Below are 8,705 nucleotides of genomic sequence, written 5' to 3'. Positions count from 1 at the left end.
CATACGTAGAGACGACTTCTTTTACCGCTTGATGGAGGTTACGGACGCGTGAGTAATATCCAAGCCCTTCCCAATATTTGACGACCTCGTCGGGATGAGCCTCTGCTAAGTCCTCGATCGTCGGGAAGCGGTCCATGAATCGGTTGTAATAAGGGATGACCGTATCGACGCGCGTCTGTTGGAGCATGACTTCGCTCACCCACACCCGGTACGGATTTTTCCCGTGTCGCCACGGCAAATCGCGTTTTTCACGATTGAACCAGGTGAGTAAATTTTCATTGAACTGACGAATAGTATAATTTGTGAACAATTTATCAATATCGAGCATTTTGTTTCCCCTCGTTTTAAAAATATTGTATGATGGTAGCGATCATTGAACGTCGTTTCTTTATTAACGGAGGTGCTGAAGCACATTGGATACTGCGACACACATTGGAATGGGCCTTGGTTTAAGCGCCCTTGCGACACTTAGCCCGGAAGTAGCAAATGATTCGCAAATGTTCTTGGCTATGACGGCTACCGCTCTTGTCGGTTCGCATGCGCCAGACTTTGACACCGTCTTCAAACTTAAAGGAAACAGCACGTATTTACGCCAGCACCGCGGTCTTTCACACGGAATCACCGCACTTCTTGCTTGGCCGATCATCGTCAGTGCCATCATCGGTATGGTACTTGGCGTCAACCCTGCTTCATTATGGGTCATGGCACAAATCGCGGTATTGTTACACGTCACCGTCGACTTGTTCAACGCTTACGGGACGCAAGCCCTGCAACCTTTCTCGAAGAAATGGATTGGCTGGGGCGTCATCGGAACGTTTGACCCCTACTTGTTCTCTGCTTATTACGGAGCATATGTATTATGGCTTATCACAGGGGCAACTGTCCCGATTTTTGCACTGCTCATTGCGCTCGTCATCAGTTACTATGCGATTCAGTTCAAACTACGTAACCGTGCGCTCGCAACGGTCGCCCGTCACTTCGCCGGTGCCCATGAGCTCTTTATCTCACCAGGTATTGGTTGGGACGACTGGCACGTCGCCGTTCGTTTCCGCAACGGACTCGGTGCGGTCAAAGTGAAAAAAGGTGAAGTCATCGAATGTGGCCGCTTCCGTGACAAGGCGATGCCTGGCGAAGACGACCTGCACTTCGTCGAAGCTCGTAAAAATGCAGACTTGCAGTCGTTCTTGGCATTTTCAAAAATTCACACGTACACGGTCACACGTCACAACGGCATGATCGAGTACCGATTCACCAACTTGCGCTACTTCTCGAAAGACATCTACCCGTTCGTCGCTGTCGTCATCGTCGACGAAGAGTCGAACGAAGTCTTGTCTTCGTTCACCGGTTGGGTGTTCAGCGAAGAAAGCCTACAAAAGAAACTTGTCTATGAACAGTAAAAAGTCGCTCTCACGAGCGACTTTTTCTTATGCCTCAGACTCCGTGAATTGGAGCTCAAATTCAAATTTCACTTTTTTATCGACGAGGACACCGCCGGCTTCAAGCGCCTGGTTCCACGTCAAGCCGTAATCTTCCCGGTTGATCGTCCCGTCTCCGGTAAAGGCGTGCTTCATATTGCCCCACGGGTCTTTCGCACTGCCTTCATACTCGACTTCAAACGTCTCCTCGCGCGTCGTTCCACGAATCGTCAAGTTACCGGTCAAAGCGAACTCGTTACCGCCTTTCGCTTGGAATGATGTCGACTCGAAGACGATGTCCGGATGTTGATCGGCGTCGAAAAAGTCGCCCGACCGTAAGTGTGCGTCACGGTCACCGTTGTTCGTGTCAATCGAGGCCGCTTTGATCGTCACGCTTACCCGTGCATTCGCTAAATCGTCAGGCTGTCCGTTCGCATCAACCGCAAACTCTTTAAGTTCGCCTTTCACTTTCGAGATCATCATATGCTTCACCGTAAACGTGATTGAGCTGTGTGCTGGGTCGACTTGATAAGTTTTTGCCATGAATACGTCCACTCCTTCGATTTGAAATTGATTCCACAATATTGTTTTTACCACAAATCTTGACTTCAAAACATCTCGAAATAATTGTGTCAAATTATTGTCAAAAAATTTTGACTTTTATCACCGCAACCCGTTAGGATGAAAAAGGGAGCTATTGGCTTACTACAAAATGTAAGCGCATACATAGAGCCCCTATACTTTACGGAAAAGGGAGGAACGATCATGATTTATGAAGTACCAAACTCTGCAGGCACGAAAGTCCAGTTCAAGGACCGCTATGAGAACTACATCAACGGAAAGTGGACAGCACCTTCAGGGGGAGACTATTTTGAGAACACCTCTCCGGTAAATGGTAAAGTGTTATGCGAGGTCGCTCGGTCGACGAAAGAAGATATCGAGCTGGCACTGGACGCGGCCCATGCCGCCAAAGGCGCCTGGGGCAAAACATCGGTCACCGAACGCTCGGTCATTTTAAACAAGATTGCCGACCGAATGGAAGAAAACCTTGAGATGCTCGCTTACGCGGAGACGTGGGAGAATGGAAAAGCCGTCCGTGAGACGTTGAACGCCGACCTGCCGCTCGCGATCGATCACTTCCGCTATTTCGCCGGTGTCATCCGCTCGCAAGAAGGCGGCATCAGCGAGCTCGACAACGACACGGTCGCCTATCACTTCGCGGAACCGCTCGGCGTCGTCGCTCAAATCATCCCATGGAACTTCCCGATTTTGATGGCAATCTGGAAAGTCGCACCGGCACTCGCCGCCGGCAACTGCATCGTCTTAAAACCGGCCGAACAGACACCGGCCTCGATTATGGTACTGATGGAGCTGATTGAAGACTTGCTGCCGCCAGGCGTGCTCAATATCGTCAATGGCTTCGGACTCGAGGCCGGCAAGCCGCTCGCCTCGAGTAACCGCGTCGACAAAGTCGCGTTCACTGGCGAAACGACGACGGGCCGATTGATCATGCAATACGCGTCGCAAAACATCATCCCGGTGACGCTCGAACTCGGGGGCAAGTCACCGAATATCTTCTTCGCCGACATTATGGACGCGGACGATGATTTCTTTGACAAAGCGATCGAAGGGCTCGTCATGTTCGCGTTGAACCAAGGCGAAGTGTGCACGTGTCCATCGCGCGCCCTCATCCACGAGTCGATTTATGAGCCGTTTATGGCACGCGTCCTCGAACGCGTCAAAGCGATCAAGCTCGGCAACCCGCTCGACCCTGACGTTATGATGGGTGCTCAAGCATCGAACGAACAGCTAGAGAAGGTTTTATCGTATCTTGAGATCGGAAAAGCCGAAGGAGCCGAATGTTTGATCGGCGGTGAGCGTAACATGATGGACGGTGACCTCGCCGACGGCTATTACGTTCAGCCGACCATCTTTAAAGGTCACAACAAGATGCGCATCTTCCAAGAAGAGATCTTTGGTCCAGTCTTGTCGGTGACGACATTCAAGGACGACGCGGACGCGCTCGCCATCGCGAACGATACGCTCTATGGACTCGGTGCCGGCGTCTGGACACGCGATATGAACCGGGCTTATCGGTTCGGCCGTGAGATTCAAGCGGGTCGTGTTTGGATCAACTGTTACCATCAGTATCCGGCCCATGCCGCGTTCGGCGGTTACAAAATGTCTGGGATCGGACGTGAGAATCATAAGATGATGCTCAACCATTACCAACGTACGAAAAATATGCTCGTCAGCTACAGCGAACAAAAACTCGGGTTCTTTTAAGATGGTGCGTCGCGTCGAGGCCACCCCCGCCACGCTCGCGCTCCTCGAGCAGTTGATTGCGAAACACGGTCCGCTCCTGTTCCACCAGTCGGGCGGTTGCTGTGACGGGAGCTCACCGATGTGCTTCCCGCAAGATGAGTTCATGATTGGCGATCACGACGTCCTGCTCGGAGAGATCGGCGGCTGTCCGTTCTATATCCACGAGAAGCAGTATGAGTATTGGAAGCACACCCAGCTCATCATCGACGTCGTCGACGGCCGGGGCGGCATGTTCTCGGTCGAAGGCGTCGAAGGAAAACGGTTTTTGAGCCGTTCCCGCGTGTTCACAGACGAGGAGCGTGCCGAGTTGCAACAGTCTTGATTGTTTTTTTGACCAGTCATCTTAACAGATGGCTGGTCTTTTTTGTGATTCACCGTGTACTTTTCAATTTCTTATTTCCAATAATCCCCAAAAATCACTCAATCGTTTCTCGTCATCTTGTATAGTGAACGTAGATAAGAAGGGAGAATGATGATGAGCCAATTATTAAACGAAGTACTTGGAAGTGTATTCGTCGCATTACTCAGTTTTGCCGTCCCGCTTTTTTTGATTTGCGGGACAATCGTGTACACAAAAGTAAAACGGTATAAACAAAGTCAATATTTTGCTCAGACCGGTCATCGCTACATCAAAGTCGTGCAAGATATCGGATTATATGGAGAGTACCGCTGTGTTGCTGAACTTGAGGCGCGCCGACTCGCCCCGCTCATCTTGACGAACCTGTATTTGCCTCATCCAACAAAACGTGACCGGACGACAGAAGTCGATGTGGTGTTCATCGATGAGAGCGGTGTTCACGTCATCGAGTCCAAAAATTATAGCGGTTGGATCTTCGGACGGGAAAAAGATCGACAGTGGACACAGGCTTTATCCAATCGAAAGAAGTTTAAATTCTACAATCCGATTAAGCAAAATGAACTCCATATGCGGGCAATCGAACAGCTACTACATCTCGATCGAAGCTATTTACACTCCTGGATTGTCTTCAGTGACCGCTCTACGTTGAAGCGGGTTGAGTCGTCTAGCGTTCCTGTGTTGAATCGAAAAATATGGGCGAAGCAAATGATGGCCTCTCGTGAACCTCGATTGACGGCAGCTGAACGGATTGAAGTGTATGAACGACTCCTTCCTTATATGAACGCGAGCATCGAGGTCAAGGAAGCGCACATCGACGCCATCAGGCAGACAAAATCTCCGCTCGGTTAATATAAGAATCAGCCTAAAAAGTCCCGCTCAAACGCTTGAGCGGGACTTACTTTATTTACTCTGCATTTTAAAGCGCAAGTACAACTCGTTGTAATACGCGTTCATGCGTTTGCCTAGGTTTTCGTACACTTCAAGCTCATCTGTCACGTCTTTAGACGGATAGAACCGTTCGTCCGATGTGACTTCTTCATCTAAAAATTCAAGTGCTGCTTCGTTCGGTGTCGAATACCCGACATAATCGGTATTCCGTGCCGCGATTTCCGCATCGAGCATGAAGTCGATGAATTGATGTGCCCCTTCAATGTTTTTAGACGTGCTCGGGATGACGAGGTTGTCGAACCAAAGATTTGTCCCTTCTTCCGGGATGACGTACGTCAACTCTTCGTTCTCGTACATGATCTCAGAAGCGTCACCCGACCAGACGACGGCTGCGGCTGCTTCACGATTGGCCATGAGCATTTTGATTTCATCGCCGACAATCGCTTTAATGTTCGGCCACAGCGTTTCGAGCTTCGCTTCTGCCTCGAGCAGTTCATCACGATCCGTCGTGTTGAGCGAATAGCCGAGCGAGTTGAGACCGAAGCCCATCACTTCTCGTGTCCCGTCCGCTAGCAAGATATCATTCTCGAGCGGCATGTCCCACAAGTCGTTCCATGATGTGATCTCACCGTCGACGAGTTCAGGATTGTAGACGATCCCGACCGTCCCCCAGAAGTAAGGGACCGAGTACGTGTTGCCTGGGTCGAACGACTTGTCGAGGAAGCGTGGGTCGATGTTATCGAAATTTTCGAGTTTGTCGTAATCGATCGGCAAGAGTAAGTCCTCTTCAATCATCTTACTAATCGCATAATCGGACGGGACGGCGACATCAAACGCGGTACCGCCTTGCTCGATTTTCGTCAACATCGCCTCATTCGAGTCGAACGTTTGATAGATGACTTTGAGCCCGGACTCTTCTTCGAATTCGCCGATCAATTCTTCATCGATATAATCGCCCCAGTTGTAGACGACGAGTGTGTTATCGCCGCCAAACCCTTGGGCCATGTTGATTTGGTACACCCAAACCAACAAACCGAAACTGACGAGGAGCGGCACCGTCAACATGATGACTAGTTTTTTCATCGTCTTACCTCCTTCGTACTCCGTTGTGCGAGTACGTAATAACCGAGGACGAGTATGAGCGTGAACACGAACAAGAGCGTCGACAAGGCGTTGATCTCAAGTGAGATCCCTTGGCGTGCCCGTGAGTAGACCTCGACGGCAAGCGTCGTGAAGCCGTTACCCGTGACGAAGAACGTCACCGCAAAGTCATCGAGTGAATACGTCAGCGCCGTGAAGAACCCTGCGAAGATACCTGGCGTGATATATGGCAAGATGACTTTCGTGAGCACGTCCCACGAGCCCGCTCCAAGGTCGCGCGACGCATCGATCAGTGTCGGGCTCATCTCTTGAAGTTTCGGTAACACTAAAATGACCACAATCGGAACCGAGAACGCGATGTGCGCCAAGAGCACCGAATAGAACCCGAGCTGAATGCCAAGCATCGTGAACAAAATGAGGAACGACGCTCCGATGATGACGTCCGGACTGACGATCAAGACGTTGTTGAGCGATAAGAGCGACGTCTTCGTGAACCGTTGCCGTGCCGTATAAATGGCAAGCGCCCCGATGACACCGAGCACGGTCGAGATGGTCGCCGACAAGAGTGCAATGACAATCGTGTTCAAGACGATGACGAGCAAACGGGTATCTGTGAACAACGATTTATACCACTCGAGGGTAAACCCTTCAAAGTTACTCATCGTTCCCCCACTGTTAAACGAGTAAAACACTAAATAGAGGATCGGTGCGTATAGAATAAAGAACACCGCAATCAAATACAGATTCGCTAACTTGAATTTTTTCTTCTTCATCGACGCACCGCTCCTTTCGCGCCCCAGTCACGTGTGATGACCATGACGAGTATCATCGCCAAAATCAAGAACACAGCGATTGTTGACCCCATGCCCCAGTTTTGCGTGACGAGAAATTGTTGTTCGATCGCCGTCCCGAGCGTGATGACACGGTTTCCGGCAATGAGGCGCGTGATCATGAAGAGCGACAACGCCGGAATGAAGACGATTTGAATCCCTGACTTCACCCCGTCGAGCGTCAATGGAAAGATGACGCGACGGAACGTCGTCCAGTTCGAGGCACCGAGGTCACGCGACGCGTAGACGAGCGACGGCGGCAGCTTCTCGATCGCGTTGTAGATCGGCAAAATCATGAACGGGATGAAGATATAAACCGAAACGAATACGAAACTGAAGTCCGTGAATAAGATCTGTTTCGTCCCGATGCCGATCGCCTCTAAAAATTGGTTCGTGATGCCGTACGTTCCAAAAATACCAAGGAACGCGTACGCTTTCAGTAATAAGTTGATCCATGATGGCAAAATGATGAGCAACAGCCAGAGTTGCTTATGTTTCGTTCTCGTCAATAAATACGCGGTCGGATACCCGATGAGAAGCGAGAAGGACGTGATGAGAAACGCATACCAGAACGAAGACAGTGTCATCGTCAAGTAAGTCGATGTGAAGAACATCTGATAATTCTCTAAACTCAAGTTCCCTTCGATATCAAAAAATGAGTAGTAGACGACGAGGAGTAGCGGCGCGATGACGAACAGCGCAATCCATATCCAGTACGTCGTCAAATAGACCGTCTTGGCGGTTTGACTAGTTTGATTCATGGGCGACCTCCTCATACGATTCGAGACGACGGTCAAACTCTTCTTCGGTCTCGCCTAGACGCATGACGTGAACCGCTTCGTCATCGAACGTGAGCCCAATTTTCGACCCGACGACTGATTTCTTCGTTGAATGGACGAGCCACTCGTTGCCTTCTTGGTCGTAACAGCAAATCTCGTAATGGACGCCACGGAACAGTTGTGAGTCGACATCGACGACGAGTTTCGCCGCGTCGACCGACGTCATCTCCAAGTCTTCTGGACGAATGATGACTTCGACTTTTTCATTGCGGTCAAACCCTTGGTCGACACAATCGAACGTTTTCCCGGCAAACGTGACAAGGTGATCTTCCGGCATAACACCAGGAACAATGTTCGACTCCCCGATAAAGTCAGCGACGAAGCGGTTGATTGGCTCGTCATAAATGTCTGTCGGTGTCCCGCTTTGAACGATCTCCCCATTGTTCATGACGAAAATCTCGTCAGACATGGCGAGCGCTTCTTCTTGGTCGTGGGTAACGAAGATGAACGTGATGCCGAGACGCTGTTGAAGTTCGCGCAACTCGTACTGCATCTCGGTCCGAAGTTTAAGGTCGAGCGCTGAAAGCGGCTCATCGAGCAAGATGACTTCCGGTTCGTTGACGATGGCACGGGCGATGGCGACGCGTTGACGTTGTCCGCCTGACATCTCATCGATTTCACGTGACTCGTAGCCTTTCAAGTTGACGAATTTGAGCGCTTGTTCGACTTTTGTCTTGACGTCCGCTTCTTTCATCTTCTTGATGCGCAAACCGAAAGCGACGTTCTCGTATACGTTCAAGTGCGGGAACAAGGCGTAATCTTGAAAGACCGTGTTGACTTGTCGTTTGTTCGCTGGCACGTCGTTGATTCGCTTCCCGTTGAACTCGATATCACCTTCTGTCGCATCGGTGAATCCGGCGATAATCCGCAGAATCGTTGTCTTTCCGCATCCCGAAGGACCGAGCAGCGTGTAAAATTTTCCACGCTCAATTTCAAAGTTAATATTTTC

9 protein-coding genes and 1 pseudogene are annotated in these 8,705 nt (G+C 50.3%); 4 read left to right on the top strand and 6 right to left on the bottom strand.

What is annotated here, in order from left to right; translation table 11 throughout:
* Positions 1–328: pseudogene (locus tag A6395_RS11905) on the bottom strand (A/G-specific adenine glycosylase); the annotation flags it as partial.
* Between the two features lie 85 nt (positions 329–413).
* Between A6395_RS11905 and A6395_RS11900 the strand changes: the two are divergent.
* On the top strand, positions 414–1,397 hold the full coding sequence (locus A6395_RS11900; RefSeq protein ID WP_071399188.1) for a metal-dependent hydrolase: 984 nt from the start codon (positions 414–416) through the stop codon (positions 1,395–1,397).
* Between the two features lie 27 nt (positions 1,398–1,424).
* Here the strand turns inward: A6395_RS11900 and A6395_RS11895 are convergent, their stop codons facing one another.
* A complete protein-coding gene (locus A6395_RS11895) occupies positions 1,425–1,958 on the bottom strand; it encodes a YceI family protein (protein WP_071399187.1) in 534 nt (177 codons plus the stop codon).
* Positions 1,959–2,180: 222 nt separating this feature from the next.
* On the opposite strand from A6395_RS11895, the gene exaC reads away from it, so the two are divergent.
* The 3 genes from exaC to A6395_RS11880 all read left to right on the top strand — a co-directional run bounded on the left by exaC (position 2,181) and on the right by A6395_RS11880 (position 4,947).
* Positions 2,181–3,701 carry an acetaldehyde dehydrogenase ExaC gene (gene exaC / locus A6395_RS11890; RefSeq protein ID WP_070328957.1) on the top strand — a complete coding sequence of 507 codons (1,521 nt, stop codon included), beginning with the start codon at positions 2,181–2,183 and terminating at the stop codon, positions 3,699–3,701.
* Between the two features lies 1 nt (position 3,702).
* On the top strand, positions 3,703–4,062 hold the full coding sequence (locus tag A6395_RS11885; protein ID WP_071399186.1) for a DUF779 domain-containing protein: 360 nt from the start codon (positions 3,703–3,705) through the stop codon (positions 4,060–4,062).
* 153 nt (positions 4,063–4,215) lie between these two features.
* The gene (locus tag A6395_RS11880) at positions 4,216–4,947 is read left to right on the top strand and encodes a nuclease-related domain-containing protein (RefSeq protein WP_071399189.1); all 732 of its coding nucleotides are present in this window, start codon (positions 4,216–4,218) and stop codon (positions 4,945–4,947) included.
* Positions 4,948–4,998: 51 nt separating this feature from the next.
* Here the strand turns inward: A6395_RS11880 and A6395_RS11875 are convergent, their stop codons facing one another.
* The 4 genes from A6395_RS11875 to A6395_RS11860 form a co-directional block, all read right to left on the bottom strand.
* Positions 4,999–6,069 (bottom strand): ABC transporter substrate-binding protein, encoded by a 1,071-nt coding sequence (locus tag A6395_RS11875; RefSeq protein ID WP_071399185.1) that lies wholly within the window; start codon positions 6,067–6,069, stop codon positions 4,999–5,001.
* Positions 6,066–6,860, bottom strand: a complete 795-nt coding sequence (locus A6395_RS11870; RefSeq protein WP_071399184.1) for an ABC transporter permease — start codon at positions 6,858–6,860, stop codon at positions 6,066–6,068. The genes A6395_RS11875 and A6395_RS11870 overlap by 4 nt, the downstream gene beginning before the upstream one ends.
* On the bottom strand, positions 6,857–7,678 hold the full coding sequence (locus A6395_RS11865) for an ABC transporter permease (RefSeq protein ID WP_016509413.1): 822 nt from the start codon (positions 7,676–7,678) through the stop codon (positions 6,857–6,859). The genes A6395_RS11870 and A6395_RS11865 overlap by 4 nt, the downstream gene beginning before the upstream one ends.
* Positions 7,665–8,705 (bottom strand): ABC transporter ATP-binding protein (locus tag A6395_RS11860; RefSeq protein ID WP_071399183.1); only part of this gene is annotated, 1,041 nt, incomplete at its 5' end. The genes A6395_RS11860 and A6395_RS11865, both read right to left, overlap by 14 nt.

The organism is Exiguobacterium sp. SH31 (assembly GCF_001816105.1).
Lineage (GTDB): Bacteria > Bacillota > Bacilli > Exiguobacteriales > Exiguobacteriaceae > Exiguobacterium > Exiguobacterium aurantiacum_A.
This window is presented reverse-complemented; position numbering and strand designations above follow the sequence as displayed.

Coding starts and splice junctions, on each gene's coding strand:
- A6395_RS11895 (WP_071399187.1), bottom strand. CDS start 1,958: ATGGCAAAAACTTATCAAGTCGACCCAGCACACAGCTCAATCACGTTT.
- exaC (WP_070328957.1), top strand. CDS start 2,181: ATGATTTATGAAGTACCAAACTCTGCAGGCACGAAAGTCCAGTTCAAG.
- A6395_RS11885 (WP_071399186.1), top strand. CDS start 3,703: ATGGTGCGTCGCGTCGAGGCCACCCCCGCCACGCTCGCGCTCCTCGAG.
- A6395_RS11880 (WP_071399189.1), top strand. CDS start 4,216: ATGAGCCAATTATTAAACGAAGTACTTGGAAGTGTATTCGTCGCATTA.
- A6395_RS11875 (WP_071399185.1), bottom strand. CDS start 6,069: ATGAAAAAACTAGTCATCATGTTGACGGTGCCGCTCCTCGTCAGTTTC.
- A6395_RS11870 (WP_071399184.1), bottom strand. CDS start 6,860: ATGAAGAAGAAAAAATTCAAGTTAGCGAATCTGTATTTGATTGCGGTG.
- A6395_RS11865 (WP_016509413.1), bottom strand. CDS start 7,678: ATGAATCAAACTAGTCAAACCGCCAAGACGGTCTATTTGACGACGTAC.